General features: G+C 72.0%; 23 protein-coding genes and 1 riboswitch. Of the genes, 17 read left to right on the forward strand and 6 right to left on the reverse strand.

Annotated features, from left to right (window positions below):
• Positions 1–18 precede the first annotated feature (18 nt).
• From HUO13_RS19630 to HUO13_RS19640, 3 genes are all read right to left on the reverse strand, one after another.
• Complete coding sequence (locus HUO13_RS19630) at positions 19–2,124, reverse strand: catalase (RefSeq protein ID WP_211896588.1); 2,106 nt, start codon at positions 2,122–2,124, stop codon at positions 19–21.
• A 69-nt stretch (positions 2,125–2,193) separates the two neighbouring features.
• Positions 2,194–2,682, reverse strand: a complete 489-nt coding sequence (locus HUO13_RS19635) for a VTT domain-containing protein (protein ID WP_211896589.1) — start codon at positions 2,680–2,682, stop codon at positions 2,194–2,196.
• A gap of 112 nt (positions 2,683–2,794) precedes the next feature.
• Positions 2,795–3,502: a FadR/GntR family transcriptional regulator gene (locus HUO13_RS19640; RefSeq protein WP_211896590.1), complete on the reverse strand. Its 708-nt coding sequence runs from the start codon at positions 3,500–3,502 to the stop codon at positions 2,795–2,797.
• Positions 3,503–3,700: 198 nt separating this feature from the next.
• On the opposite strand from HUO13_RS19640, the gene HUO13_RS19645 reads away from it, so the two are divergent.
• The 8 genes from HUO13_RS19645 to HUO13_RS19680 all read left to right on the forward strand — a co-directional run bounded on the left by HUO13_RS19645 (position 3,701) and on the right by HUO13_RS19680 (position 12,705).
• On the forward strand, positions 3,701–4,999 hold the full coding sequence (locus tag HUO13_RS19645; protein ID WP_211896591.1) for an SLC13 family permease: 1,299 nt from the start codon (positions 3,701–3,703) through the stop codon (positions 4,997–4,999).
• A 57-nt stretch (positions 5,000–5,056) separates the two neighbouring features.
• Positions 5,057–6,496, forward strand: a complete 1,440-nt coding sequence (locus HUO13_RS19650) for an acyl-CoA synthetase (protein WP_211896592.1) — start codon at positions 5,057–5,059, stop codon at positions 6,494–6,496.
• A 9-nt stretch (positions 6,497–6,505) separates the two neighbouring features.
• On the forward strand, positions 6,506–7,843 hold the full coding sequence (locus HUO13_RS19655) for a carboxyl transferase domain-containing protein (RefSeq protein WP_211896593.1): 1,338 nt from the start codon (positions 6,506–6,508) through the stop codon (positions 7,841–7,843).
• 166 nt (positions 7,844–8,009) lie between these two features.
• Positions 8,010–8,795: a 2,3-dihydro-2,3-dihydroxybenzoate dehydrogenase gene (locus HUO13_RS19660; RefSeq protein WP_211896594.1), complete on the forward strand. Its 786-nt coding sequence runs from the start codon at positions 8,010–8,012 to the stop codon at positions 8,793–8,795.
• 42 nt (positions 8,796–8,837) lie between these two features.
• Positions 8,838–10,103 (forward strand): isochorismate synthase DhbC, encoded by a 1,266-nt coding sequence (gene dhbC, locus HUO13_RS19665; protein ID WP_211896595.1) that lies wholly within the window; start codon positions 8,838–8,840, stop codon positions 10,101–10,103.
• A gap of 12 nt (positions 10,104–10,115) precedes the next feature.
• Positions 10,116–11,768 (forward strand): (2,3-dihydroxybenzoyl)adenylate synthase, encoded by a 1,653-nt coding sequence (locus tag HUO13_RS19670; RefSeq protein WP_211896596.1) that lies wholly within the window; start codon positions 10,116–10,118, stop codon positions 11,766–11,768.
• On the forward strand, positions 11,765–12,433 hold the full coding sequence (locus HUO13_RS19675; protein ID WP_211896597.1) for an isochorismatase family protein: 669 nt from the start codon (positions 11,765–11,767) through the stop codon (positions 12,431–12,433). The genes HUO13_RS19670 and HUO13_RS19675 overlap by 4 nt, the downstream gene beginning before the upstream one ends.
• 23 nt (positions 12,434–12,456) lie before the next feature.
• Entirely contained in the window at positions 12,457–12,705 is a 249-nt protein-coding gene (locus HUO13_RS19680) for a phosphopantetheine-binding protein (RefSeq protein WP_211896598.1), read from the forward strand.
• 61 nt (positions 12,706–12,766) lie between these two features.
• Here the strand turns inward: HUO13_RS19680 and HUO13_RS19685 are convergent, their stop codons facing one another.
• Both HUO13_RS19685 and HUO13_RS19690 read right to left on the reverse strand, forming a co-directional pair.
• Positions 12,767–14,365, reverse strand: coding sequence for a beta-N-acetylhexosaminidase (locus HUO13_RS19685; RefSeq protein ID WP_211896599.1), 1,599 nt, complete (start codon positions 14,363–14,365; stop codon positions 12,767–12,769).
• A 128-nt stretch (positions 14,366–14,493) separates the two neighbouring features.
• Positions 14,494–15,363 (reverse strand): EamA family transporter, encoded by an 870-nt coding sequence (locus HUO13_RS19690; protein WP_249123876.1) that lies wholly within the window; start codon positions 15,361–15,363, stop codon positions 14,494–14,496.
• 74 nt (positions 15,364–15,437) lie between these two features.
• Here HUO13_RS19690 and HUO13_RS19695 point away from each other — a divergent pair, with 74 nt between their 5' ends.
• Positions 15,438–16,343, forward strand: coding sequence for a LysR family transcriptional regulator (locus tag HUO13_RS19695; protein ID WP_211896600.1), 906 nt, complete (start codon positions 15,438–15,440; stop codon positions 16,341–16,343).
• Between the two features lie 65 nt (positions 16,344–16,408).
• Here the strand turns inward: HUO13_RS19695 and HUO13_RS19700 are convergent, their stop codons facing one another.
• Positions 16,409–18,289 carry a propionyl-CoA synthetase gene (locus tag HUO13_RS19700; RefSeq protein WP_211896601.1) on the reverse strand — a complete coding sequence of 627 codons (1,881 nt, stop codon included), beginning with the start codon at positions 18,287–18,289 and terminating at the stop codon, positions 16,409–16,411.
• A gap of 315 nt (positions 18,290–18,604) precedes the next feature.
• Here HUO13_RS19700 and HUO13_RS19705 point away from each other — a divergent pair, with 315 nt between their 5' ends.
• The 8 genes from HUO13_RS19705 (at position 18,605) to HUO13_RS19740 (ending at position 26,056) form a co-directional block, all read left to right on the forward strand.
• The gene (locus HUO13_RS19705) at positions 18,605–18,826 is read left to right on the forward strand and encodes a hypothetical protein (protein WP_211896602.1); all 222 of its coding nucleotides are present in this window, start codon (positions 18,605–18,607) and stop codon (positions 18,824–18,826) included.
• A gap of 133 nt (positions 18,827–18,959) precedes the next feature.
• Entirely contained in the window at positions 18,960–19,679 is a 720-nt protein-coding gene (locus HUO13_RS19710; protein ID WP_211896603.1) for a CDP-alcohol phosphatidyltransferase family protein, read from the forward strand.
• Positions 19,680–19,791: 112 nt separating this feature from the next.
• Positions 19,792–20,178, forward strand: coding sequence for a glycine cleavage system protein GcvH (gene gcvH / locus HUO13_RS19715; RefSeq protein ID WP_211896604.1), 387 nt, complete (start codon positions 19,792–19,794; stop codon positions 20,176–20,178).
• Positions 20,179–20,294: 116 nt separating this feature from the next.
• On the forward strand, positions 20,295–20,759 hold the full coding sequence (garA, locus tag HUO13_RS19720) for a glycogen accumulation regulator GarA (RefSeq protein WP_009947913.1): 465 nt from the start codon (positions 20,295–20,297) through the stop codon (positions 20,757–20,759).
• A 391-nt stretch (positions 20,760–21,150) separates the two neighbouring features.
• Positions 21,151–21,627 (forward strand): bifunctional nuclease family protein, encoded by a 477-nt coding sequence (locus tag HUO13_RS19725; RefSeq protein WP_011874172.1) that lies wholly within the window; start codon positions 21,151–21,153, stop codon positions 21,625–21,627.
• 244 nt (positions 21,628–21,871) lie between these two features.
• A complete protein-coding gene (locus tag HUO13_RS19730; RefSeq protein ID WP_211896605.1) occupies positions 21,872–22,438 on the forward strand; it encodes a MerR family transcriptional regulator in 567 nt (188 codons plus the stop codon).
• A gap of 105 nt (positions 22,439–22,543) precedes the next feature.
• Positions 22,544–22,647, forward strand: a riboswitch (glycine riboswitch).
• Positions 22,648–22,820: 173 nt separating this feature from the next.
• Positions 22,821–25,718 carry an aminomethyl-transferring glycine dehydrogenase gene (gene gcvP, locus HUO13_RS19735; protein ID WP_211896606.1) on the forward strand — a complete coding sequence of 966 codons (2,898 nt, stop codon included), beginning with the start codon at positions 22,821–22,823 and terminating at the stop codon, positions 25,716–25,718.
• 68 nt (positions 25,719–25,786) lie between these two features.
• Positions 25,787–26,056, forward strand: a complete 270-nt coding sequence (locus HUO13_RS19740; RefSeq protein ID WP_211896607.1) for a HesB/YadR/YfhF-family protein — start codon at positions 25,787–25,789, stop codon at positions 26,054–26,056.
• Positions 26,057–26,226 lie beyond the last annotated feature (170 nt).

A 26,226-nucleotide genomic window follows, 5' to 3' on the forward strand; every position in this document is an offset into this window, starting at 1 on the left:
TCCCGCGCTTCGTCCCGCTCAGGCGGGGACGGCGCTGGTGTCGCGTTCCCATATCCGGTGCTTGGCCAGCGCGGACGCGAACTCGGCGATGAAGTTCGGCGGGAGCGCCCCGCCGGTCGCCGCCGCGGTCACCACGCCCGCGTCGTTGACGACGCCGTCACCCGAGGACTCGCGCGCTTCGGAGACCTCGGCGCGCCGCAGCATCGCCAGCCCGTCATCGCTGGCCGCGACCGGTTTGGCGTGCTTGTAGGCCTCGGAGACGAAGTGCACGGCCATGCCGTCGGAGGCGAGCGTCCGCACGCTCTCCTCGCCGCCCGGCACGATCACGCCGTCGTAGAGGACCGAGGACATGGTCGGGATCGCACGGTCCACTGTGACCTCGGAGGAGTCGGCGCCGCGCACCGACCCGTCGCGCGGGCCGAGGACCTCCGGCATCGCGCCGCGCTCGGAGAGCCCGCGGCGGATCTGGTCGACCTCGGTGGCGTCCACGCCGTCGGCCACCAGCACCGCGATCCTGCGGGTGGCGATCGAGTCCATCACCGTGTTGGCCTGGCTCAGCGCGGGCGAGCTCTTGCCGTGGTTCGGCTGGACCGCCTCGGCGGGCGGTGTCACACCGATCCCCTCGGCGACGGCGCGCGCCAGGCCGTGGTCGATGTGGTTGATCTGCTCGACCGCCGCCTCGCGCACGTGGTGGTGGTCGACCTTGCCGAGCTCGAAGCGGAACGCGGCGACGATGTGGTCCTTCTCCCAGGGCGCCATGCTGTTCCAGAACAGCGTCGCCTGGCTGTAGTGGTCCTGGAAGCTCTCGCTGCGCCTGCGGATCTTGTGGCCTTCGACCTTCTCCTGGTAGTGGCTGAAGGCACCGCTGCCGCCGACCACCGGGCAGCCGCCCGCCAGACTGTTCGGCGAGTAGCTGGTCCGTCCCCTGTGGATCTTCTGCTGCCCGAAGCCGTCGCGCTGGTTGTTGGCGACCTCGGCCAGCGGCCGGTTCACCGGCAGCTGCGCGAAGTTCGGGCCGCCCAGCCGGATGAGCTGGGTGTCCAGGTAGGAGAAGTTGCGCGCCTGCAGCAGGGGGTCGTTGGTGAAGTCGATGCCCGGCACGACGTTGGCGGTGTGGAAGGCGACCTGCTCGGTCTCGGCGAAGAAGTTGTCCGGGTTGCGGTCGAGCACCAGCCTGCCCACCGGCTGCACCGGCACCTGCTCCTCCGGGATGATCTTCGTCGGGTCCAGCAGGTCGAAGTCGAAGTCGAACTCGCGGTCCTCCTCGACGAGCTGCACGCCCAGCTCCCACTCGGGGAACTGGCCGGTCTCGATCGACTCCCACAGGTCGCGCCGGTTGAAGTCGGGGTCCTTGCCCGCCGCCTTCTGGCACTCGTCCCAGGCCAGCGAGTGCGTGCCCAGCATCGGCTTCCAGTGGAACTTCACGAAGGTGCCCTTGCCCTCGGCGTTGACCAGCCGGAAGGTGTGCACCCCGAAGCCCTGCATCATCCGGTAGCTGCGCGGCAGCGCCCGGTCCGACATCAGCCACATCACCATGTGCAGCGTCTCGGGTTGCAGCGACACGAAGTCCCAGAAGGTGTCGTGCGCCGACTGGGCCTGCGGGATCTCGTTGTCGGGCTCGGGCTTGACCGCGTGCACGAAGTCGGGGAACTTGATGCCGTCCTGGATGAAGAACACCGGCATGTTGTTGCCGACCAGGTCGTAGTTGCCCTCGCTGGTGTAGAACTTCGTCGCGAAACCGCGTACGTCGCGCACCGTGTCGGCCGAACCGCGCGAGCCCGCGACGGTGGAGAAGCGGACGAAAACCGGCGTGCGCTCACTGGGGTCGGACAGGAACTTCGCCACCGTGTAGTCGGCCATCTTGCGGTCGTAGGGCTGGAAGTGCCCGTAGGCGCCCGCGCCGCGGGCGTGCACCACGCGCTCCGGGATCCGCTCGTGGTCGAAGTGGGTGATCTTCTCCCTGGCGTGGAAGTCCTCCATCAGGGTGGGGCCGCGCTCACCCGCCTGCAGGGAGTCGTCGGTGTGGTCGACGCGGACGCCCTGCTGTGTGGTCAGGTGGGTGTCCTGCGGGTCCTGGCGTACCTGGTCGAGCTGTTCGTTCTTGTCGTGGTGCTGCGAAGCCATAGGGGAACCCCCGGTGTGAAGGTCGCGGTTCTCGCAGGCAGGGTTCCCCGCCTCACCGGAGGTTTAAGCTCAGCCGAATGCGGGCAGGCGCCCGATGAACTCCGGCGCTCCGGCCACGATCAGGAAGTGCACCGCCCGTCCGGCCAACCCGGCCAGCAGGAACCAGCCGAACCGGATGCCCGCCGCGCCGGAGGCGAAGCACATCAGGGTGAACGGCGGGATTCCCGGGATCGCGCTGAGGAACAGCACGCCGCGGCCCCACCACGGGCGTTGCTCGTTCTTCTGCCGGAAGCGCTCCATCCACCCGACCCACCGGCTGCCCGCCTTGGCCCGGGTCATCCGGCCGAGCCGTTCACCGAGCGTGACGCTGCCCTTGCCCGCCAGGTAGAAGAGCGTCTTGCCCGCCACCTGGCCGACCGCGGCCGCGAGTCCGAGAGCCCACCACACCGGTCCTTCGACGGTCGAGAGCACGCCCAGCAGGTAGAGCTCGATGTTGACCACGGGCAACACGCTGCCCAGCGCGGCGGTGCCCGCGGTGGCCAGCAGCCATCCGATCATCGACACCCACCGCGGTCGGCGAGGGATCGGGCAGGCATCGGTCGTACTCCAGACAGCGGTAGGGGCCGCTCGAGACTACCGGGTGTGTCCGGCGGCTCGCCCCCGGCGTGGGTCAGTCCTCGGCGTCGGGGTCCCAGCTCAGCAGCCGGACCCGGCTCACCGTGCGCAGGTGCCGTCGCATCGCGGTGACCGCCGCGCGCGGCTGCTGGTCCCGGATCGCCTCCGCGATCCGCTCGTGCTGCGCCAGCGACTTGGAAGGCCGGTTCGGCTGGCGCAGCGACTCCTCGCGGCTCTCGGCGATCTCGGCCGCGATGGTCCGCATGAACTCCGCCAGCATCGAGCTGTGCGCGGCGGCGGTCACCGCGGCGTGGAAGCGCTCGTCACCGGCCTCACCCCGCTCGCCGGACTCGATCTGGGCGCGCATGTCGGCCAGCGCGGAGTCGATCTCGGCGAGGTCGTCCTCGGTGCGCCGCTCGGCGGCCAGCTCCGCCAGCTTGGTCTCCAGCGCCTCGCGCGCCTCCAGGACGTCGGGCAGGCGCCGCTTGCGGGCCACCAGCTCCTCGACCGGCTCGGCGTCGAGACGACCGCGGCGCAGGTAGGTGCCGCCGCCGTGGCGCACCTCGACCAGGCCCTGCACCTCGAGCACCACGATGGCCTGCTTGACCGAGGCGCGGCTCACGCCGAGCCGCTCGGCGAGCTGGCGCTCGGGAGGCAGCCGGTCGCCCGCGCCGAGCCCGGAGTCGGCCACGTGCTCCCGCAGCCGCTGCACGACCTGCTCGTACAGCCGCGGGCGGGCCAGCGGGCGCAGGGCCTCGGACAAGTCTGGGCCTCCGTCGGAGCGGGGAAGATCGGCCGGTAGCCAGGCTAGCACCGCGAGTAGTGGCGCAGTGGCTGAGCCACTCGGGGCTTGACGGGCCGATCTTGCAGGCGCAAAGTGGTTCAGCCAGTGAGCCATTGTGCCCGGGATCACCCCGCTCGGCGGAGCGCCCGGCACGGCCGAGGAGAGCGAGGAGGGGCAGTGCCGCCCGAAGTCGTATCGATCCTGGCGCTCGTCGCCTGCTTCGTCGTCGCCACGACGATGTCGGTGAACATGGGCGTGCTCGCCTTCGCCACGGCGTTCCTGGTGGGAACGCTGGCCGGAGGGCTGTCCGAGGACGAGATCTTCGCCGGGTTCCCCGGCGACATCTTCGTCGTGCTGGTGGGGGTCACCTACCTGTTCGCCATCGCCAGGGCCAACGGCACGACCGACTGGCTGGTCCGGTGGTCGGTCCGGCTCGTCGGCGGCCGGCTCGCGGTGCTGCCGTGGGTGATGTTCGGCATCGCCGCGCTGCTGACCGCCATCGGCGCGGTGAGCCCCGCCGCGGTCGCCATCGTGGCGCCGATCGCGCTGAACCTCGCCGCCAGGCACGGGATCAACCCGCTGCTGATGGGCGCACTCGTCGTGCACGGCGCGCAGGCGGGCGGGTTCTCGCCCATCAGCGTGTACGGCGTGATCGTCAACGGCGTGGTCGCGAGCAACAGGCTGCCGGGAAGCCCGCTGGTTCTCTTCGCGGGCAGCTTCGCGGTGAACCTGCTGATCGCCGGCATCGTGTTCGTGGCGCTCGGCGGTCTCCGGTTGGTCCGCGCCACGTCGCCGGCGCTGGCGGGCGCGCCCGCGTCGAGCGGCGACGCGGGCGAGGTGGAAACCGGCGAGGACGAGAGTCCCGCCGAGGAGCCGCGGCTGAACCGCGACCGGGTGTGCACGCTGCTCGGGCTGCTGGTGCTCGTGGTGACCACGCTCGGCTTCGGCCTCGACGTCGGGCTGGTGGCCATGACGGTCGCCGTGGTGCTCACCCTGCTCTCGCCGAAGGCCGCGGCAGGGGCGCCCGCCGAGGTCACCTGGCCCACGGTGCTGCTCATCTGCGGCGTGCTGACCTACGTCAGCGTGCTGCAGGAGATGGGCACCATCGACTACGTCGGCAATGCGGTGGCCGCGGTCGGAATTCCTCTGCTCGCCGCGCTGCTGCTGTGCTACATCGGCGGGGTGGTCTCCGCGTTCGCCTCGTCGGTCGGACTGATGGGCGCGCTGATCCCGCTGGCGGTGCCGTTCCTCACGACCGGCAGCATCGGAGCGGTCGGCATGGTGACCGCGCTGGCCGTGTCGTCGACAGTGGTGGACGTCAGCCCGTTCTCGACCAACGGCGCGATCGTGCTGGCCAACGCCAAGGGCGTGGACCGCGACGCGTTCTTCCGCAGGCTGCTGGTCTACGGCGCGATCGTCACGGCGGTGGCGCCCGCGCTGGTGTGGCTGGTCTTCGTCGTTCCGGGGCTCGGTTAGCCCAGGGTCGGGTTCAGACCAGGTGTGGGTTGGAGGAGCGAAGAGGTGGAGGTGCACATGGGTGCCGCAGAGCAGGTGCTGTTCCCGAAGCTGCGGGAGCCCGACGAGCGGGAGGCGCTGCGCTTCGGCGAGCGCTCCCTGGACTACCGCGAACTGGCCGGGGTGGCCGCGGCGCTGGCCGCGCGCGTCGGTGAGGCCCGGCGGGTCGCGGTGTGGGCGACCTCGGAGCCGGAGACCTGCGCGGCGGTCGTCGGCGGGCTGGCCGCAGGAGCGGCCGTCGTGCCGATCAACCCCAAGGTCGGCGAGCGCGAGCTGGCGCACATCCTCGGCGACAGCCGGCCGGAGCTGCTGCTGGCCGCGCCGGGCTTCGAGGCGCCGGAGGGGCTCGGGGACATCCCGGTCCACGAGGTCGACCTCGACGTCCGCGGCGGGGAGCTGCCCCCGGAACCGGACGAGGAGGAGGCGGCGCTGATCGTCTACACCTCCGGCACGACCGGGCCGCCCAAGGGCGTGGTCCTGCCGCGCCGGGCGATCCGGGCCAACCTCGACGCGCTGGCCGAGGCGTGGGAGTGGACCGCGCGGGACGTGCTGGTGCACGCGCTGCCGCTGTTCCACGTGCACGGCCTGATCCTGGGCACGCTCGGGCCGCTGCGGCTGGGCGGGACCGTGCACCACCTCGGCCGGTTCTCCTCGCAGGCCGTGGCCGAGGAGCTCTCCGGGCAGGCCACGATGATGTTCGGCGTTCCGACCATGTACCACCGGCTGGCCGGCGACGCGGAGGAGGACCCGCGGATCGCCGAGGCGGTCGGCGGGGCGCGGCTGCTGGTGTCGGGTTCGGCGGCGCTGCCCGCCGTCGAGCACGAGCGCATCGAGCGGCTCACCGGGCAGCGGGTCGTCGAGCGTTACGGGATGAGCGAGACGATCATGAACTGCGGGGTCCGCGCCGACGGTGACCGCAGGCCCGGATACGTCGGCAGGCCGTTCGCCGGAGTGGAGCTGCGGCTGGTCGACGAGCAGGGCGCCGAGATCACCGACAGCGACGACGAGACCGTCGGCGAGATCCTCGTGCGCGGCCCGAACCTGTTCACCGGCTACCTCAACCGCCCCGACGCCACCGAGGCCGCGTTCACCGACGGCTGGTTCCGCACCGGCGACGTCGCGACCCGGGCGGCGGACGGCTACATCCGCATCGTCGGCCGCCGCGCCACCGACATCATCAAGAGCGGCGGCTACAAGATCGGTGCGGGCGAGATCGAGAACGCGTTGCTGGAGCATCCGGCGGTCGCCGAGGTCGCGGTCACCGGCGAGCCCGACCCCGACCTGGGGGAGCGGATCGTGGCGTGGGTGGTGCCCGCCGCCGAGGTCGCCGAGCAGGACCTCGCCGACCACGTCGCCAAGCTGCTGACCCCGCACAAGCGCCCGCGCGTGGTGCGGTTCGTGGAGGCGTTGCCGCGCAACGAGCTGGGCAAGGTCATGAAGAAGGCGCTGGCGGGGTGAGGTGCCGCCATGGCTGAGACCGGTGCCCGCGTCCTGGTGGAGGCCATCGCGCGGCGGTTCGAGCGGTTCGAGCCGCCCGCGGCGGCGAGCCGGGAGCCCGACGGCCCGCTGGGCTGGCCCGGCTACGGCGCCCAGCGCGAACGCGCGGCCCGCGCGACCGGCTCCGACGAGTCGGTGCTGTGCGGGCGGGGCGCGGTCGGCGAGTTCGAAGCCGTCCTCGTCGCGTTCGACTTCGGCTTCCTCGGCGGCTCGGTCGGCCAGGACGCGGGCGCCCGGATCGTGGCGGCCTTCGAACACGCCAGGGAGCACCGGCTGCCGGTGATCTCGCTGGTCGCCTCGGGCGGCAGCCGGATGCAGGAGGGCATCCTGGCGCTGAGCCAGCTCCAGCGCATCGCCGAGGCGTGCCTACGGGCCCGCCAGGAGGGGATCGCGCACATCGCGGTCCTGCGCGACCCGACGACCGGCGGCATGTGGGCGTCGCTGGCGGCGGGCGCCGACGTCGTGCTGACCCAGCCGGGCGCGGCGGTGGCCTTCGGCGGTGCGCGGGTGCGCGATCCGCGTGCGACGGGCGAGCCGTTCACCGCCGAGGGCAAGCTCGCCGACGGGCAGGTGGACCGGATCGTCGACGACGCCGAGCTGCCCGGGGTGCTGGCAGAGCTGGTCCGGCTGCTGCACCCGGCGCGGCTCGCCGGTCGGCCGGAGCCGGCGCCGCCGCCCGAGACGCCGGCCGTTGCGGACCTGCCGGCCTCCGGGTGGGAGGCGGTCCGTCGCGCCCGCGCCCCCGAGCGGCCGCGCGCCCGCTGGTACCTCGACCACTACTTCTCCACCCGGTTCGAGATCAGCGGCGACCGCGCGGGCGGGACCGACCCGGGGATGCTCTGCGGGCTCGGGGAGCACGCGGGCCGGACGGTGGCCTTCGCGGCGCAGACCGGCACGGCCAACACCCCGGCCGGCTTCCGGACCGCCGCGCGGCTGGTGCGGCTAGCCGACCAGCTGGGCATCCCGGTGCTGACCCTGGTCGACACCCCGGGCGCGGCCAACGGCGCCGAGGCCGAGCGCGACGGGGCCGGGCCTGCCATCGCCGAGCTGTTCACGGCGGTGGCCGCGGCCCGGGTGCCGGTCACCACGCTGGTCATCGGCGAGGGCGGCTCCGGCGGGGCGCTGGCGCTGACCTCGCCGGACCGGACCTGGATCACCGCCGACGCCTACTTCGCGGTGATCGCGCCCGAGTCCGGGGCGGCGATCCTCAAGCGCGACCCGTCCGAGGCGCCCGAGGTCGCCGGCCTGATGCGGCTGCGTCCGGAGGACCTGGTGGCACTTGGTTTCGCCCGGGGCATCGTACGGTGACGCGCTCACGCCACCGCGTGAGCGAAATGCCTACTCTCTGCCGTCGCGGCTGCGGTCGGTGATCAATGACACCTGTCGGTGGTGGCGGACCGGGTGATCCCGTGTTCTAAACTCAGGCTTGCCTGACCAAGGTAAGGCTAGCCTGAGTAAAGGAGCGGGGTCTGGGATGGACCGGACTGGGATCGCGGGCAAGGTCGCGTTGGTGAGCGGCGCGGGGCGGGGGATCGGCGCCGCGGTGGCCACCGCCCTGTCCGGCCTCGGGGCCGTCATCGCCGCCGTGGACGTCGACGCCGGCGAGGTGACCGCGGTCGCGGCGCGCCTGGCCGAGCAGGGCGGCAAGGCCGAGCCGTACGTGGCCGACGTCGCCGACGCCGCGTCCGTGGCCGGCGTCGTCGACCGGGTCGAGCGCGACCTCGGGCCCATCGACATCCTCGCCAACGTCGCGGGCGTGCTGCACCCGGGCACGGTCCACGAGCTCGCCGACGAGGACTGGCACCGCACCTTCGCGGTGAACACCGACGGCGTTTTCCACCTCTGCCGCGAGGTCACCCGGCGGATGGTCCCGCGCGAGCGCGGCTGCGTCGTGACGGTCGGATCCAACGCCGCGGGCGTACCTCGCCACGGCATGGCCGCCTACGCGGCCTCCAAGGCGGCGGCGACGCTGTTCACCAAGTCCCTGGGCCTGGAGCTGGCAGAGCACGGCATCCGCTGCAACGTGGTGTCCCCCGGCTCGACCGACACCGACATGCTGCGCGCGCTGCTGGCCGGCGAGGGCGACGCACGGCAGGTGATCCAGGGGTCGCCGGAGACGTTCAAGGTCGGCATCCCGCTGCGCAAGATCGCCACGCCCGAGGACGTCGCCGACGCCGTGGTCTTCCTGGCCTCCGACCGGGCCGGGCACATCACCATGCACGACCTGTACGTGGACGGTGGCGCGACGCTGCGCGCCTGACCTGCTCGCCCAGCACCGCGACCGGTGCACGGAAAGGTTCACATGACCATCGACAGTGATATCGACACTCCCGGGGATCTCGACGAGATCGGAAAGCTGCTCGCCGCCGACGACGCCACGCGGCTGCTGGAGGCCTACGAGCCCGGCTCGTCGTTCTTCTTCTCCTCGGCGCGGGCGACGATGCTGGCGCGCGGCGTCGACGCCACCGTGCCCAAGATCGAGTGCGGGCGCAGCGGGCTCTCCGGCCGGGTGGCGCAGTTCCTGACCGGTGCGCGCGACTTCGGACGCCGCAACCCGCTGGTCGTCGGCGCGGTGCCGTTCGGCGAGAACCTCCCGGCGCACCTGGTGCTGCCCAGGGAGGTGGTCCGCGCCGCGCCGCTGAACGTGATGGTGCCCGGCGCGTGCGCGCCGAGGCCGCTGTCCTGCCGGATGCGGCAGGTGCCCGCGCCGGAGGAGTACGAGCGCGGTGTCGCGCGGGTCCTGCGGCGGATGCGGGAAGGCGAGCTGAGCAAGGTCGTCCTGGCCCGCTCGCTGGAGCTCTCCGCAGACGAGCCGATCGACGTGCGGAGGCTGCTGCGCAACCTCGCGCTCAAGGATCCCGGCGGCTACACCTTCGCCGTGGACCTGCCCGCGAGGGGCGAGGACGGCACCCGCGACTCCTTCGGTCCGCATCCGGAGCTGCGCCGCACCTTCGCGGGCGCGAGCCCGGAACTGCTGGTCTCGCGCCGCGGGGTCAGCGTCCGGTCCAACCCGATGGCCGGGTCCAGACCGCGCAGCGCGGACCCGCTGGAGGACCGGCGCCGCGCCGAGGAGCTGGAGGGCTCGGAGAAGGACCTCCGCGAGCACGCGGCGGTCGTCGAGGCCGTCGCCGACGCGCTGCGGCCGCTGTGCACCACGCTGCGGGTTCCCCGCAGGCCCTCGGTGGTCGCGACCGCCGCGATGTGGCACCTGGCCACCGAGATCACCGGCGAGCTGCGCGACCCGGACACCTCGTCGCTGGACCTGGCCGTCGCGCTGCACCCGACTCCGGCGGTGTGCGGGACCCCGACGGCGCAGGCGGGCCGGGCCATCACCGAGAACGAGCCGTTCGACCGCGGCTACTACGCGGGCGTGGTGGGCTGGTGCGACGCGGCGGGCGACGGCGAATGGGTCGTCGCGATCCGCTGCGCCGAGGTCGAGGACGACTCGCTGCGCCTGTACGCCGGGGCGGGCGTCGTGGCAGGTTCCGAACCCGCCGACGAGTTGGCCGAGACCTCGGCGAAGTTCCGTACCGCGCTGACCGCCATGGGCCTGGACCACGCCCTGTGAGGAAGGATCACCTTGACTGACAACGACATCCTGCCGGGGTGTCCGACCTGGCCCGCCGAGTTCGCCGAACGCTACCGGGCGGCGGGCCACTGGCGCGGTGAGACCTTCGGCCGGATGCTGCGGGACCGCGCGAACGCCCATCCGGACCGGGTCGCGATCGTCGACGGCGACCGCGGGACCACCTACGGCGAGCTCGACGAGCGCGCCGACCGCCTGGCCGCCGGCCTGCGCCGGCTCGGCATCACCGCCCGCGACCGCGTCGTGGTGCAGCTGCCCAACATCGCCGAGTTCTTCGACGTCTGCTTCGCGCTGTTCCGCATCGGGGCCGTCCCGGTCTTCGCGCTGCCCTCGCACCGGCTGACCGAGATCGGCTACTTCTGCGAGTTCAGCGAGGCGGTCGCCTACATCACGACCGACGTCGAGGCGGGATTCGACCACCGGGTGCTGGCCGCCGAGGTCGCGCGGCGGACGCCGGGACTGCGCCACGTCCTCATCGCGGGGGATCCGGGCGACTCCGGTTTCACCGCGCTGGCGCAGGTCGACGGCGAACCGGCCGGTGACCCGGGCCCGCGCCCCGGCGACATCGCCTTCCTCCAGCTCTCCGGCGGGAGCACCGGCGTGCCCAAGCTGATCCCGCGCACGCACGACGACTACATCTACTCCTTCCGCGCCAGCAACGACATCTGCGGGGTCACCGAGGACACCGTCTACCTCGGCGCGCTGCCGATCGCGCACAACTTCCCGATGAGCTCGCCCGGCACGTTCGGCGTCCTGCACGCCGGGGGCCGCGTCGTGCTGGCGCGCAGGCCGAGCCCGGACGAGGTCTTCCCGCTCGTGGAGCGCGAACGCGTCACCATGGTCGCCGCGGTCCCGCCGCTTGCGCTGGTCTGGCTGGACGCCGCGGTCGGAAGCGAGCACGACCTGTCGAGCCTGCGGGTGCTCCAGGTCGGCGGCGCCAAGTGCAGCGAGGAGGTCGCGCGCCGGGTAAGGCCCGTCCTGGGAGCCACCCTCCAGCAGGTGTTCGGCATGGCCGAGGGGCTGGTGAACTACACCCGGCTCGACGATCCGGAGGAGGTCGTGCTCACCACGCAGGGCAGGCCGATCTCCCCCGACGACGAGGTGCTGGTGGTGGACGACGACGACCGGCCGGTCGCCACGGGGCAGACCGGTCACCTGCTCACGCGCGGCCCCTACACGATCCGCGGCTACTACAAGGCCGACGAGCACAACGCCAAGGCGTTCACCCCGGACGGCTTCTACCGCACCGGCGACGTCGTCCGGGTGACTGCGGAGGGCAACGTCGTGGTCGAGGGCAGGGCCAAGGATCAGATCAACCGCGGTGGCGAGAAGGTGGCCGCCGAGGAGGTCGAGAACCACCTGCTCGCCCACCCGGCGGTGCACGACGCGGCGGTGGTGTCGATGCCGGACGACTACCTGGGCGAGCGCACGTGCGCCTTCGTGGTCCCGCGCGGCACGCCGCCGAAGGCCCGCGAGCTCATCCGGTTCGTGCGGGAGCGCGGGCTCGCCGGGTACAAGGTGCCGGACCGGGTGGAGTTCCTCGAGCGGTTCCCGCGGACCGGGGTGGGCAAGGTCAGCAAGCGCGACCTCCGGGAGGTCATCAGCCGCGAGCTGGTGCCGGAGCTGGGCGAGGAAGCAGGACGATGAACGGGGAAGCGGTGGCGCTGCCGGCGATCGCACCGTATTCGGTGCCACGACAGGAAGAGCTCCCGGCCAACCGGGTGGACTGGCGGCCCGCCGCCGACCGGGCGGTGCTGCTGGTGCACGACATGGAGCGGCACTTCGTCAACGCCTTCACCCCGGGCCGGGAACCGCTGACCGAGGCCGTGTCCAACATCCGCGCCCTGCGGGCGAGCGCGCACGCCGCGGGCGTGCCGGTGGTCTACTGCGCGCAGCCCAGCGGCCAGACGCCCGAGCAGCGCGGCCTGCAACTGGAATGGTGGGGACCCGGGGTCGCCGACGCGGCGCAGGAGGCGATCATCGACGAGCTGGCGCCCGCGCCCGGCGACGTGATGATCAGGAAGTGGCGCTACAGCGCGTTCCAGCGCACCGAACTGCGGGAGATGCTGCGCGGCTGGGGTCGCGACCAGCTGGTGATCACCGGCATCTACGCCCACATCGGCTGCCTGATGACCGCCGCCGAGGCGTTCCAGCAGGAGGTGCAGGCGTTCCTGGTCGCCGACGCGGTCGCCGACTTCTCCGCCGAGGAGCACCGGATGGCGCTGTCCTACGCCGCGAAGCGGTGCGCGGTGGTGCAGTCGAGCAGGCAGGTCGCCGAAGCGCTGTCGGCGGGCGAGAGCGCCGTGGCATGAGCGAGCAGGGGAAGGGGAGAGGGATGTCAGAGGCGGTGCTGACCCTCGACGCGGTGCGCGCCGAGGTCGCGGAGCTGCTGTTCGAGGACCCCGCCGAACTGACCGACGACGAGAGCCTCCTCGACTGGGGTCTGGACTCGGTGCGGATCATGAGCCTGGTGGAGCGCTGGCGCAGGCTCGGCGTGCAGGTGACCTTCGCCGACCTCGCCGAACGGCCGACGCTGGCCGAGTGGTGGGCGGTGCTGGAGCCGAAGCTGCCCGGCGGGCAGTAGTGGCGGCAGCGAGCGGTCCGGTGCGCGGAACACGCACCGGACCGCTCGTGCCGCCGTCAGGTCACTTCGACCAGGGCACCTGCGGGGACCGGTAGAAGTCGATCCCGCGCGCGGTCAGCCGGGGGCCGTGCGCGGCCAGCCGCTGCCGGAACGACTCCCAGTCGTGGGCGGCCGCGGGCGACCAGCCCAGCTCGGCGATCGCCGGCAGCCTCGGGAACGCCATGAACTCGATGTGGTCGGAGTTCTCCAGCGTCTCGCTCCACAGTGGAGCCTCCACGCCGAGCACGGCGTCCTCCGGCACGCCCTGCAGGTACTGGCCGGGGTTCCAGCCGTAGGCGGTGCCCACCTCGATGTAGCCGGCCCAGCTCAGCCCCAGCTCGGTGTTGGCGTCGTACTTCATGTCCAGGTAGGACTTGTTCGCCGGCGAGAGCAGGACCTTGTTGCCCCGGGCGACGGCCGGAGCCAGCAGCGGGTCGGAGTCGGTGGTGCCCCAGTACTGCAGCACCGAACCCGCCTTCGGCTCGGCCTTGGCGTACTCGTGCCAGCCGACCGCGGTCTTGCCGTACTTCTCGACCATCGGCAGGACCCGGCCCATGAACGTCTTGTAGTCCTCTTCGGACGTCGAGTGCGCCTCGTCGCCGCCGATGTGCAGGTACGGGCCGGGGGTGATGGCCGACAGCTCACGCAGCACGTCGTCGACGAACTTGTAGGTGATCTCCTTCGGCACGCACAGCGAGCTGAAGCCGACCTCGATGCCGGTGTAGAGCGGCGGAGCGACCCCGTCGCAGTTCAGCTCGGCGTAGGAGGCCAGCGCGGCGTTGGTGTGGCCGGGCAGGTCGATCTCGGGGACCACCGTGATGTGGCGCTCGGCGGCGTAGTCGACGATGTCGGTGTAGTCCTGCTGCGTGTAGTAGCCGCCCGGACCGCCACCGACCTCGGTGCTGCCGCCGTAGGTGGCCAGCCGCGGCCAGCTCTTGATCTGGATCCGCCAGCCCTGGTCGTCGCTCAGGTGCAGGTGCAGGCGGTTGACCTTGTACATCGAGATCTGGTCGATGTAGCGCTTGACCTGCTCGACGTCGAAGAAGTGCCGGGCGACGTCCAGCATCGCCGCGCGGTGGCCGAAGCGCGGCTGGTCGGTGATCTCACCGCCGGGCACCGTCCACGGCCCCTGCTGCACCTGATCGCTCTCGACCGAGGCGGGCAGCAGCTGCCGCAGCGTCTGCACACCGTTGAACAGGCCCGCGGGGGTGCCTGCCTCGATCCGCACGTTCTCCCCGGTCACCGCCAACCGGTAGCCCTCGGGTCCGAGGTCGTCCGAGCGCTCGATCTCGAGGGCGATGTCGCCGGGGCGCGGGTCTGCGCCGTCGACCGGAAGCTCGAACCCGGTCGAGGGGCGCAGGATCTCGCCGAGTTGGTCGCCGACGGCCTTGGCCTCGCCTTCGGCGCTGATCCGGGCGTTCTCGCCGAGCGTGAACTCGACGTCGGGATCGGCCCCGACGTGTGCCGGGGCGGGGATCACCTGGTGCATCCGGGAGTCCTGGGCCTGGACGCCACCCGCGACCGGCGCGGTCAGCAGACCGCCGGTCAGCAGTGCGCCGGTGAGCAGCGCCGCCACCGACGTCGCACGGCGCGTCGGCAGGTGCTGCGATGATCGTTTCATGGTCTCACCGCTCGGGTCGGGGACAGCTGACCACAAAGGTATAGACCAAAATCGGAGCGATAGAAGCGTCCGAACGGACGTACCGGACACCGCGCCCACCCGGGCTCGGCCCTGCTGCCGCGCGCTCGTCAGCCGCGCTCGCGGGTGAGCACCGCGCCCGCCGAAGCCAACGTCACGCAGCACAATCCGGCGATCTGCCGGTCCGCGAGCACCTCCGACAGCAGCAGGAGGCCCGCCGCCGCGCCGACGGCGGGTTCGAGGCTCTGAAGTACGCCGACGACGCGCGGCGTGAGCCGGCGCAGGGCCACCAGTTCCAGCGAGTAGGGCACGACCGCCGACAGCAGCGCGACGCCGAGGCCCGGCAGCAGGGCGGCGGTCGAGAGCAGCGCCGTCCCGGACTCGGCGATTCCGAACGGCAGCGCGAGCACGGCGGCCCAGGTCACCGCCAGCGCCAGCGGGGCGCCGTCAGCGGCGAGTTCCCCAGCCCGTCTGCTCAGCAGCAGGTAGCCGCCCATGCCCGCGGCCGACAGCAGCGCGAGCCCGACCCCGGCCAGCGGTGGAGCCGGGCCGGACGGCGCGCAGAGCAGCAGGACTCCGGCGCCCGAGAGCAGCGCCCAGATCGCGTCGCGGGGCCGCCGGGATCCCGCGAGCGCGACCGTGAAGGGGCCCAGCAGTTGCAGGCTGACCGCGACGCCGAGCGGCAGGTATCCCAGTGCCGGGTAGATGATGTTCATCGCGGCGATCGCCGTGCCGAACCCGGCGATGAGTGCCCGAGTCCGCCACCCCGCGGGAATCCGAGGTCGCCACAGGGCGAGCAGCACCGCCGCGGCCAGTCCGAGTCGCAGCGCCACCACGCCGGCCGGCCCGACCACGCCGAACAAGTGCTTTCCCCATGCCTGGCCGAACTGCACGCTGCACACCGAACCCAGCACGAGCAGGGATGGCGGTAATCCGCGGTGCGCACGGCCTTGGCCGGTACTGGCTGGCGGGGATTGCATTGCCCGAGTCTGCGATCACGAAGCTGTGCAGGTCTATTTCACATTTCTGCGAAGTACCGTGAAGAATCGACTACATGATCGACCTGCGACGCCTGCACGTGCTGAGGGTCCTGCGCGAGGAAGGCACCGTCACGGCCACCGCGCGGGCGCTGCACCTCACCCCGTCGGCGGTGTCCCAGCAACTGCGCCAGCTCGCCGCCGACGTCGGCGCGGAGCTGCTGCACCACGAAGGACGGCGGGTGGCGCTCACCCCCGCCGCGCACGTCCTGCTCGGCCACGCCGACACGATCGCGGCCGAGTGGGAGCGCACTCGGGCGGACCTGGCCGAGCACTCCGGCGGAGCGGCGGGGCGGGTGCGGATCGCCGGTTTCGCCAGCAGCTTCGGATCCCTGCTCGTGCCTGCGGCCGCGCGGGTGCGCGAGTCGAACCCGCGGCTGGAGGTCAGCCTGGCCGAGACCGACATCGACGAGGGGCTGCGGCGGTTGCTCGCCGACCGGGCCGACATCGCGGTCCTGCCGGTGCCCGGGACGCCGCCCCTCGACGACCCGCGCTTCGACCAGCGCGTTCTCCTGCGCGACCGGCAGGACCTCGTGGTGTGGACCGGGCACCGGCTGGCCGGCCGCGACGCGGTCGAGCTCGCCGAGACCGCGAGCGAGGACTGGATCGCACCCCACCACGACCAGCACGAGCTGATCAGGGTCGCCTGCGCCGCCGCGGGCTTCGCCCCGCGAGTGGTGCACGAGGCAGCCGAGTGGAGCTGCGTGCTGAGCCTCGTCGAACGCGGCTTCGGCGTGTGCCTGCTGCCCGGGCTCGCCGACGTCGCCGCCCACCGCGGGCTCGTGCGGATCCCGCTGCTCGGCGAAGCGGCCCCGGCGCGCAGCGTCCTGACCTGCGTCCGCCGGGGTAGCCGGGCGCAACCTGCCATCGCCGTCGTCATGGCGGCGCTGGAGGAGGCCGCCCACCAGGTGTCGAGCGGCTGATCCATCACCACGCGGTCGGTCCGCGCCTTCAGCCGCCGGCCCGTCCGCCCTCAGCAGCGGGCCCCTCAGCCTCCCGCGCGCAGAGCCGGACGCAGCGCGTCGAGCACCGCCGGATCCTCGATCGTGGACGGCACCTTCGTCTGCCCGGTGTCGGCGATCTCGCGCATCGACTTGCGAAGGATCTTGCCGGAGCGGGTCTTGGGCAGCCCGTCGACGACGCTGACGTCCCGGAAGGCCGCGACCGGGCCGATCTGGTCGCGGACGGCGGCCACCAGCTCGGCCCGCAGCTGCTCCTCGTCTACCTCCACACCGGCCTTGAGCACCACGAAGCCTCGCGGGACCTGGCCCTTCAGCGCGTCGTGCACGCCGATCACCGCGCACTCGGCCACCGCGGGGTGCTCCGCCAGCACGGCCTCCATCGAACCGGTCGAGAGGCGGTGCCCCGCGACGTTGATCACGTCGTCGGTGCGGCCCATGACGAACACGTAGCCGTCCTCGTCGACGTGCCCGCTGTCGCCGGTCAGGTAGTAGCCGGGGTAGCGCTCCAGGTACTCGGCGCGGAACCGGTCGTCGGCGTTCCACAGCGTCGGCAGCGTCCCGGGGGGCAGCGGGAGCCGGATGCAGATCGCGCCGTCCCGTCCCGTGGGAACGGGCTCGCCCGACTGGTCGAGGACCTCCACCTGGTAGCCGGGCACCGGCACGGTCGGCGAACCGGGCTTGACCGGCATCGGCTCCAGCCCGCGCAGGTTGGCGCAGATCGGCCACCCGGTCTCGGTCTGCCACCAGTGGTCCACGACCGGGATGCCGAGCTTGTCCACGGCCCACTGGTAGGTCTCCGGGTCCAGCCGCTCCCCGGCCAGGAACAGCGTGCGCAGGCTGGAGACGTCGTGCTTGGCCAGCTCGGCCGCGTCGGGGTCGACCCGCTTGATGGCCCGGAACGCCGTCGGCGCGGTGAACAGCGACTTCACCCCGTGCTCGGCGATCACCCGCCAGAACGCACCGGAGTCGGGCGTGCCCACCGGCTTGCCCTCGTAGACGATCGTGGTCGCGCCTGCCAGCAGCGGCCCGTACACGATGTAGGAGTGGCCGACGACCCAGCCGACGTCGGAGGCCGTCCAGAACACCTCGCCCGGCCCGATGTCGTAGATGGCCGACATCGACCAGCGCAGCGCCACCGCGTGCCCGCCGTTGTCCCGGACCACGCCCTTCGGCCGGCCGGTCGTGCCGGAGGTGTAGAGGACGTAGAGCGGGTCGGTCGCCGCCACGGGCACGCACTCCGCCGGTTCGGCCCCGGCCACGGCGTCGTCCCAGTCGAGGTCGCGCTCGCCGAGCTCGGCGGTGGCCTGCTCCCGCTGGAGCACGATGACCCGGTCGGGCCGGTGCTCGGACAGCCGCAGCGCCTCGTCGACGATCGGCTTGTACTCCACGACGCGGTTGGGCTCCAGCCCGCACGAGGCCGCCACGATCACCTTCGGGCGGGCGTCGTCCACGCGGGCCGCGAGCTCCCGGGGCGCGAAGCCGCCGAAGACCACCGAGTGCACGGCGCCGATCCGGGCGCAGGCCAGCATCGCCACCACCGCCTCGGGGATCATCGGCAGGTAGATCACCACCCGGTCGCCCCGCTCGACCCCCTGGGCGCGCAGGGCGCCCGCGAACACCGACACCCGATCCAGCAGCTCCCGGTAGGTCCACCGCGACACGGTGCCGGTCATCGCGGAGTCCCAGACCAGCGCGTCCTGCTCGCCGCGGCCGTCGCGCACGTGCCGGTCGAGAGCGTTGAAGCAGGTGTTGAGCACCCCGTCGGGGAACCACCGGTACAACGGCGCCCGCGAGTCGTCCAGCGCCCGGCTCGGGCGCCGCTCCCAGTCGATCGCGGCCGCCGCGTCCAGCCAGAATCCCTCCGGGTCGGACGAACTCCGTTGGTAGGCGTCGGCGTATGCGCCCATGACGATGTACCTCCCGCGCGTGCCGGACTGCTGACCGTGAGTGTCCTACCGCACTCGCGCGCTCGGCACCACCACGGCTCCCCGGCGGCGGTGGCCCGCGAGCGAGCGCCGAGCGGTCGGCGGACTTCAGCCCGGCGGGTGCGCGCTGAGACCACCGGCGGTCACTTCGGCGACCACCCCCGTCCACTTGTCGCCAGAGGGGCCGAATCGGCGCGACAGCGCGTGATCGATCGAACACAATCCTTTGCAGGCCGGGGATTCGGGCTAACGACACACCGGTGTGGACCGACAACCGGTATGGAGGTGCGACCGGAGATGAGCACGGACACGTCGACGACGACGGAAACCGATTCGAGCGGAGCAGGCCAGGCCGACCTGCCCACCGCGCCGCGCAGCGTGGTCTGGAGCGGCGGCCACTCCTACGTACTCGAAGGTGTCAGAGGCGCCCGCTGGGCCGGCGTCGACGACCGCCGCCGTGCCCGTTTCCTGACCGACGCCGACCTCCGCCGCCGGGGCTGGAGCCACCGTCCACGTTGAGACCCGGCCGGGGGACGAACAGCCCCAGCCGCCAGGACCGTTGTCCGAGGTGTGTGGCACCCTGACCGGTACCGGATGCGCATGGCTGCATCCGGATGCGGGTAGTTCGTACAACCGTTTCGGGGAGGGGTTCGTGGTGCAGGACGCCGACGGCACCACGGAGAACACCGCGCGGGGAACCGGCTCCGAGCCGGAACCGCGGCGGTCGCGGCCTGCCGGAGCGGAGCAGGCGGCCGACCCCGGGCTCGCCCGGATCAAGGAAGCCGCCGCCGGAATCTGGGACGATCCCTGGCTGACGATCCCGAATCTGCTCAGCGCGCTCCGCCTGGCCGGCGTGCCGCTGTTCCTGTGGCTGCTGCTCGGCCCGCAGAACGACCTGCTCGCGCTGCTGGTCCTCGTCCTCAGCGGAGCGACCGACTGGCTGGACGGCAAGCTGGCCCGCTGGTTGAACCAGTACAGCCGGGTCGGAGAGCTGCTGGACCCCGCCGCCGACCGCCTCTACATCGTCGCCACCCTGGTCGCGTTCGTGATGCGCGACGTGGTGCCCTGGTGGGTCGCCGTGGCGCTCATCGGACGCGACGTCGTGCTCACGCTGTGCCTGCCGGTGCTGCGCTACCACGGCTACGAGCCCCCAGAGGTGCACTACCTGGGCAAGGCGGCCACCTTCTGCCTGATGTACGCCTTCCCGCTGCTGCTGCTCGTGCAGGGCGACTTCACCTTCTCCGCGGTGGTCCGCCCGATCGCCTACGCGTTCACGTGCTGGGGCGGCGCGCTCTACCTGTGGGCGGGCGTGCTCTACCTGTCCCAGGTCGTGGCCGCGGTCCGGGTCGCCCGCAGGACGGCCCGCACCTGACCCGGCCTCCTTGCGGCCCGCGCTGTCGGCGAAATACGCTCGCCGGACCCGTCAGGCGATCTTCACCCGGCGGGAGTACACGGCTCTGGCAACACAGGAAGGGCGGGACCAGGTGACGGCCCCCGAACGGATCAGGTACACCAGCGAGCACGAGTGGGTTCTGCCCAGCGGTGAGAACACCGTTCGCGTCGGAATCACCGACTACGCCCAGCGCCAGCTCGGCGACGTGGTCTTCGTCCAGCTCCCCGACGAGGGGAGCAAGGTGAGCGTCGGCGAGAGCATGGGCGAGGTCGAGTCGACCAAGAGCGTCTCGGAGCTCTACGCCCCGGTCGAGGGAGAGGTCGTCAAGGGCAACGAGCGCCTGGGCGACGAGCCGGACCTGGTCAACACGGACCCGTTCGGCGACGGCTGGATGGTCGAGATCCGGCTGGCAGACCCGGCCGCGCTCGACCAGCTGCTCGACGAGAACGCCTACCAGCAGCTGACCGACCAGGACTGATCGTCGATCTCGGCGGTGTCCTCGGCCTTTGTCGGGACTCGCGCGCAACTCGCCGTTGACGACACGGTACGTTGGAAGACACTTCGCACGATCTATCCGCGTAGAGGAGAGCTCAGGTGAGCCACAACAGCGGCTCCGGCGACGTTCCGCCGGAGCAGTCACCGGAGACCACCTCGGTCTTCAGGCCCTTCCTCTCGGAGCCGGAAAGCACCGAGAGCGCGCCCGCGGAGCAGCCTGCCGCGTCCGGGGTCGACGCGCTGCCCGCGGGGGCCGCCCTGCTGGTGGTCAAGCGCGGCCCGAACGCGGGTTCGCGATTCCTGCTCGACCGGGACACCACCAGCGCCGGACGCCATCCGGACAGCGACATCTTCCTGGACGACGTCACGGTCTCGCGGCGGCACGCCGAGTTCCGCCGGGAGGGCAACGACTTCGTGGTCGTCGACGTGGGCAGCCTCAACGGCACCTACGTCAACCGCGAGCCGGTGGACACCTCGGTGCTCGCCAACGGCGACGAGGTGCAGATCGGGAAGTTCCGGTTGGTCTTTTTGACCGGCCCGATCGACGGGGGACAAGGCCGCTAGGCGGCATGAGGAGCGGGCATCGGGGCGGCGCCGAGCAACCGGCGCCGCCCCGGTCGTTCGCGGTACTGCGCGCACCCGCGCGGCGACCCGGCCGGAACCGCCCGCGGATGCACCGGGACCCCAGGCGAATCACGTGTTTGCAGTTGAGTTTCGGGGTCTTCCGACCGCCCCTACGGGACCGGTCGGCGGTGTATCGTGCTGAGTGTTGCTCAATGGTGAGCTCAGGTATCGGTTCTCGGCCTGCCGAGCGCGCCAGGCCGCGGAAAACGGTGGCTGATCGACAGCCGAGGGATGGGCGTGTCCGCCGTATCGCGGGTAGCGTCGGAGACGCCGGTGCGAGATCCTCGACGAGGACGTCACGCCCCGGCGCGCTGGAGGAGGCGATTTGACGATGAGCAGCGAGATGCGCGTCGTCGGCGTGCGAGTGGAACTACCAGCCAACCAGCCGATCCTGTTGCTGCGCGAGACCGAGGGCGAGCGCTACCTGCCGATCTGGATCGGCTCGGTGGAGGCGACCGCAATCGCGTTGGAGCAGCAGGGCGTGCGCCCCGCCAGACCCCTGACCCACGACCTGCTCAAGGACGTCATCGGGGCGCTGGGGCGGGACCTGGAGCAGGTCCGCATCACCGACCTGCAGGAGGGCACGTTCTACGCGGAGCTCGTCTTCGACGGTGACGTGCGGGTCTCGGCCAGGCCGAGCGACTCGGTCGCGCTGGCGCTGCGGGTGGGTGTGCCGATCCACGCCGACGAGTCGGTGCTGGACGAGGCCGGGCTGATCATCCCGGACGAACAGGAGGACGAGGTCGAGAAGTTCCGGGAGTTCCTGGACTCGGTCTCGCCGGAGGACTTCCGCGGCGCCGACACCTGAGCCGGCGCCCGTTGCGGGCTTGGACGGGCCCCCGGCGCGCGGTCGCGCCGGGGGCCTCGTCGTCTCCCCGCGCGTCGCGTTGACCTCCCCCCTGGGCGGGCTTACCGTCGAAGACACGCGAATTGCCCGCTTGTGATTCCCGTGCGACCTGCTCGTGCGGCGGCGGGCGTTCGCAGCCCTGAGTCACGCACGGTCCAGGGCCTTGGCGGTCGGTCGGCATCATGCCGGACGAGGGGAGGCAGGCGTGGTCGAGGAGGCACCCAACCGGGATGCTGCCGCGGAGCAGGGTGAGCTGTTCCCGGACGCCTCGGTACCGGACGAGCTCGTCGGCTACCGCGGCCCCGCAGCCTGCCAGATCGCGGGCATCACCTACCGCCAGCTCGACTACTGGGCGCGCACCAAGCTGGTGGGGCCGTCCATAAGAGGTGCGGCGGGCTCGGGCTCCCAGCGGCTGTACTCGTTCAAGGACATCCTGGTGCTCAAGGTGGTCAAGCGACTGCTGGACACCGGTGTTTCGCTGCACAACATCCGCGTCGCCGTGGACCACCTCCGCCACCGGGGCGTGCAGGACCTCGCCAGGATCACGCTGTTCAGCGACGGCACGACCGTCTACGAGTGCACCTCCGCCGAGGAGGTGGTCGACCTGCTGCAGGGCGGCCAGGGGGTTTTCGGCATCGCCGTCAGCGGCGCGATGCGCGAAATCAGCGGAACCATCCACGAGTTCCCCGCGGAGCGCGCCGACGGTGTGGAGGTCACCGCATCCGTGACCGACGAGCTGGCGCGCCGCCGCCGGGACCGCCAGACCGGCTGACACCCGGCTGAGCCGGATGGGCCGGATGGATGCGGTGCGTGGCCGGCCGGGCGCGGTGCGAGGGTCCTCCCGCGCCTCCAGATCAGGTAGGCTACGCGGCATCGCAGACCCCGCGCGGGAGAGTCCGCGCCGGTCAGAGCACCGGTGCGGCGCCGAAGGAGCAACCACTCCCCGACAACCTCTCAGGCCAACCGGACCGCGCGGGCGAGATACCTCTGGAAAGCGGGTCGTCACGGCAGTGGTGACCCCGCCGACGGTGCAAGCCCGGTGCGATCCGGGTGAAGCTCTCAGGCGTTCGCGCAGCGGACATTGACAGAGGGGGAGGGCAGCACCCGCCGTGCTGCCGAGCCCTGTGTCCGCCGCGAAAAATCGAGGTTTGGCGATGACCGACGTGACCCATGACCGCATCCCGCTCGCCGCACTGGAGCACGGCACCCCGTTCGCCGACCGCCACGTGGGTCCCGCTCCCGCCGAGCTGGCCCGCATGCTGGACGTGATCGGGGTCGGCTCGCTGGAGGAGCTGGGCCAGAGCGCGGTCCCGGAGGGCATCCGCGAGCGCGACCTGCACCTGGCGCTGCCCGAGCCCGCGACCGAGGCGCAGGCCCTGGCCGAGCTGCGTGAGCTGGCCGGGCGGTGCCGCCCGCATGCCGAGATGATCGGCCTGGGCTACTACGGCACCGTGACCCCGCCGGTGATCCTGCGCAACGTGCTGGAGAGCCCCGCCTGGTACACCGCCTACACCCCGTACCAGCCGGAGATCTCGCAGGGGCGCCTGGAGGCGCTGCTGAACTTCCAGACGATGGTCGCCGACCTGACCGGTGTGCCGGTGGCCAACGCCTCGATGCTGGACGAGGCGACCGCGGCCGCCGAGGGCATGACCCTGGTCCGGAGGGCCGGGCGGTCGAAGTCGCCGCGGTTCGTCGTCGACGCCGACACCATGCCCCAGACGCTGGAGGTGCTGCGCACCCGCGCCGAGCCGCTGGGCATCGAGGTCGTGGTGGCCGACCTGTCCGAGGGAGCCTCCGGCCTGCCCGAGGGTGAGTTCTTCGGCGCCCTGCTGGCCTACCCGGGCGCCTCCGGCGCGCTGCGCGACCAGGAGGCGGTCGTCGCCGAGGTCCACGAGCGCGGGGCGATGGCGGTGGTGTCCGCCGACCTGCTCGCGCTGACGCTGCTACGCGCGCCCGGTGAGATCGGCGCGGACGTCGTCGTCGGCACCACCCAGCGCTTCGGCGTGCCGATGGGCTTCGGCGGCCCGCACGCCGGCTACATGGCGGTCCGCAAGGGCATCGAGCGCCAGCTGCCGGGCCGGCTGGTGGGCGTCAGCGTCGACAGCGACGGCAACCAGGCCTACCGGCTGGCGCTGCAGACCCGCGAGCAGCACATCCGCCGCGAGAAGGCCACCAGCAACATCTGCACCGCGCAGGTCCTGCTGGCGGTCGTGGCGTCGATGTACGCGGTGTACCACGGTCCGGCCGGGTTGAAGGCGATCGCGACCAGGGCGCACCGGATGGCCGCCGTGCTGGCCGAGCGGCTGCGCCGCGGCGGCGTCGAGGTCGTGCACCGGGAGTTTTTCGACACGCTCGTCGCTCGAGTGCCCGGCAAGGCCGACGACGTCGTGTCCGCCGCCCGCCGGGAGGGCGTGAACCTGCGCCGCGTGGACGGCGACCACGTCGGCGTGAGCTGCGACGAGACCACCACCCGCGCCCGGCTGGCCACGGTGTGGAAGGCGTTCGGGCTCCCCGAGCAGCCCGATGTCGAGGAGCTCGACGCCGAGACCCCGGACGCGCTGCCCACCGGTCTCCTGCGCACCTCGGAGTACCTCACGCACCCGGTGTTCCACACCCACCGCTCGGAGACCTCCCTGCTGCGCTACCTGCGCGAGCTCTCGGACAAGGACGTCGCGCTGGACCGCAGCATGATCCCGCTGGGCTCGTGCACGATGAAGCTCAACGCGACCGCCGAGATGGAGTCGATCACCTGGCCGGAGTTCTCCGGGCTGCACCCGTTCGCGCCCGCGCAGGACGCCGAGGGGCTGCTCAGGATCGTCTCCGACCTGGAGGGCTGGCTGGCCGAGATCACCGGCTACGACGCGGTGAGCCTGCAGCCCAACGCCGGCAGCCAGGGCGAGTTCGCCGGTCTGCTCGCCATCCGCGCCTACCACCACAGCCGTGGTGAGGCCGAGCGGGACGTCTGCCTCATCCCGGCCAGCGCGCACGGCACCAACGCCGCGAGCGCCATCATGGCCGGTCTGCGCGTCGTCGTGGTGCGCTGCGACGACCAGGGCAACATCGAGATGGACCACCTGCGCGAGGTCGTCGAGGAGCACAAGGACGACCTTGCCGCGATCATGATCACCTACCCGTCCACGCACGGCGTCTACGAGGACACCGTGCAGCAGGTCTGCGGGCTGGTGCACGACGCGGGCGGGCAGGTCTACGTCGACGGCGCGAACCTCAACGCGCTGATCGGCCTGGCCCGGATGGGCAAGTTCGGCTCCGACGTCTCGCACCTGAACCTGCACAAGACCTTCTGCATCCCGCACGGCGGCGGCGGGCCGGGCGTCGGCCCGATCGGTGTCCGCGCGCACCTGGCGCCGTTCCTGCCGAACCACCCGCTCCAGCCCGCGGCGGGCCCCTCGACCGGGGTGGGACCGATCAGCGCGGCGCCGTGGGGCAGCGCGTCGATCCTGCCGATCTCGTGGGCCTACGTGCGGATGATGGGTTCCGACGGCCTGCGCAGGGCGACGCTGACCGCCGTCGCGGCCGCCAACTACGTCGCCCGCAGGCTCGACGAGTACTTCCCGGTGCTCTACACCGGTTCGGGCGGCTTCGTGGCCCACGAGTGCATCCTGGACCTGCGGCCCATCACCAAGTCCAGCGGTATCACGGTGGACGACGTCGCCAAGAGGCTGGCCGACTACGGCCTGCACGCCCCGACGATGTCGTTCCCGGTCGCGGGCACGCTGATGGTGGAGCCCACCGAGAGCGAGAACCTGGCCGAGCTCGACCGCTTCTGCGAGGCGATGATCGCCATCCGCGCCGAGATCGACAAGGTCACGGCGGGGCAGTGGCCCGCCGACGACAACCCGCTGGTCAACGCCCCGCACACGGCCGCGTCGCTGGTCGGGGAGTGGAAGCACGCCTACGGCCGGGACGTGGCGGCCTACCCGCTGGGCACCCGTGTGGCGAAGGTGTGGCCGCCGGTTCGGCGCATCGACGGGGCCCGCGGCGACCGCAACCTGGTGTGCTCCTGCCCACCCCTGTCGGCCTACGAGGGGTGACTGCCGATCTCGGAGGCATGCACTACGGTGGGTCACTTACGTGACCACCTCCGAGAGGAGTGAAAGCAATGCTCGCAATCAGTGAGAGCGCCGCAGAGGTCATCAAGGTCGTCCTCGCCGGCGGCGACTCGGCGGAGGGGTCCGGTCTGCGGATCGCCCCGGCGGGCGACGGCCTGCAGGCCGCCATCGCCGAGGCACCGCAAGCCGGTGACCAGGTCGTAGAGGAGTCCGGGGTCCGGGTGTTCCTGCCGGAGCAGGCCGCGTCCCTGCTGGACGACAAGACGCTCGACGCCGAGCGGGACGACAACGGCGAGCTGAGCCTGGCCGTCCGCGACTGACGCGATAGGACTCGACCGCCCGCCCGGACCCCATCCGGGCGGGCGGTTCGCTTTCGCGGGCCGGTGCCGCGAGCCGGGTTGCTGCCAGCAATTGGCCAGAACCTCTCGTTGGCAACTATCCTCGGCCGGCGGCTGTCCGACGTGGGCGGCCGGTGAGCGGGGAGGATGCG

It is taken from the genome of Saccharopolyspora erythraea (assembly GCF_018141105.1).
Taxonomy (GTDB): Bacteria; Actinomycetota; Actinomycetes; order Mycobacteriales; family Pseudonocardiaceae; genus Saccharopolyspora_D; species Saccharopolyspora_D erythraea_A.

What these genes read in the sequence shown, in the direction of transcription:
- HUO13_RS19630 (WP_211896588.1), bottom strand. Translation starts at nt 2,124, where the DNA reads ATGGCTTCGCAGCACCACGACAAGAACGAACAGCTCGACCAGGTACGC.
- HUO13_RS19635 (WP_211896589.1), bottom strand. Translation starts at nt 2,682, where the DNA reads ATGATCGGATGGCTGCTGGCCACCGCGGGCACCGCCGCGCTGGGCAGC.
- HUO13_RS19650 (WP_211896592.1), top strand. Translation starts at nt 5,057, where the DNA reads ATGGGTGCCGCAGAGCAGGTGCTGTTCCCGAAGCTGCGGGAGCCCGAC.
- HUO13_RS19655 (WP_211896593.1), top strand. Translation starts at nt 6,506, where the DNA reads ATGGCTGAGACCGGTGCCCGCGTCCTGGTGGAGGCCATCGCGCGGCGG.
- HUO13_RS19660 (WP_211896594.1), top strand. Translation starts at nt 8,010, where the DNA reads ATGGACCGGACTGGGATCGCGGGCAAGGTCGCGTTGGTGAGCGGCGCG.
- dhbC (WP_211896595.1), top strand. Translation starts at nt 8,838, where the DNA reads ATGACCATCGACAGTGATATCGACACTCCCGGGGATCTCGACGAGATC.
- HUO13_RS19675 (WP_211896597.1), top strand. Translation starts at nt 11,765, where the DNA reads ATGAACGGGGAAGCGGTGGCGCTGCCGGCGATCGCACCGTATTCGGTG.
- HUO13_RS19680 (WP_211896598.1), top strand. Translation starts at nt 12,457, where the DNA reads ATGTCAGAGGCGGTGCTGACCCTCGACGCGGTGCGCGCCGAGGTCGCG.
- HUO13_RS19685 (WP_211896599.1), bottom strand. Translation starts at nt 14,365, where the DNA reads ATGAAACGATCATCGCAGCACCTGCCGACGCGCCGTGCGACGTCGGTG.
- HUO13_RS19690 (WP_249123876.1), bottom strand. Translation starts at nt 15,363, where the DNA reads ATGCAATCCCCGCCAGCCAGTACCGGCCAAGGCCGTGCGCACCGCGGA.
- HUO13_RS19695 (WP_211896600.1), top strand. Translation starts at nt 15,438, where the DNA reads ATGATCGACCTGCGACGCCTGCACGTGCTGAGGGTCCTGCGCGAGGAA.
- HUO13_RS19700 (WP_211896601.1), bottom strand. Translation starts at nt 18,289, where the DNA reads ATGGGCGCATACGCCGACGCCTACCAACGGAGTTCGTCCGACCCGGAG.
- HUO13_RS19705 (WP_211896602.1), top strand. Translation starts at nt 18,605, where the DNA reads ATGAGCACGGACACGTCGACGACGACGGAAACCGATTCGAGCGGAGCA.
- HUO13_RS19725 (WP_011874172.1), top strand. Translation starts at nt 21,151, where the DNA reads ATGAGCAGCGAGATGCGCGTCGTCGGCGTGCGAGTGGAACTACCAGCC.
- gcvP (WP_211896606.1), top strand. Translation starts at nt 22,821, where the DNA reads ATGACCGACGTGACCCATGACCGCATCCCGCTCGCCGCACTGGAGCAC.
- HUO13_RS19740 (WP_211896607.1), top strand. Translation starts at nt 25,787, where the DNA reads ATGCTCGCAATCAGTGAGAGCGCCGCAGAGGTCATCAAGGTCGTCCTC.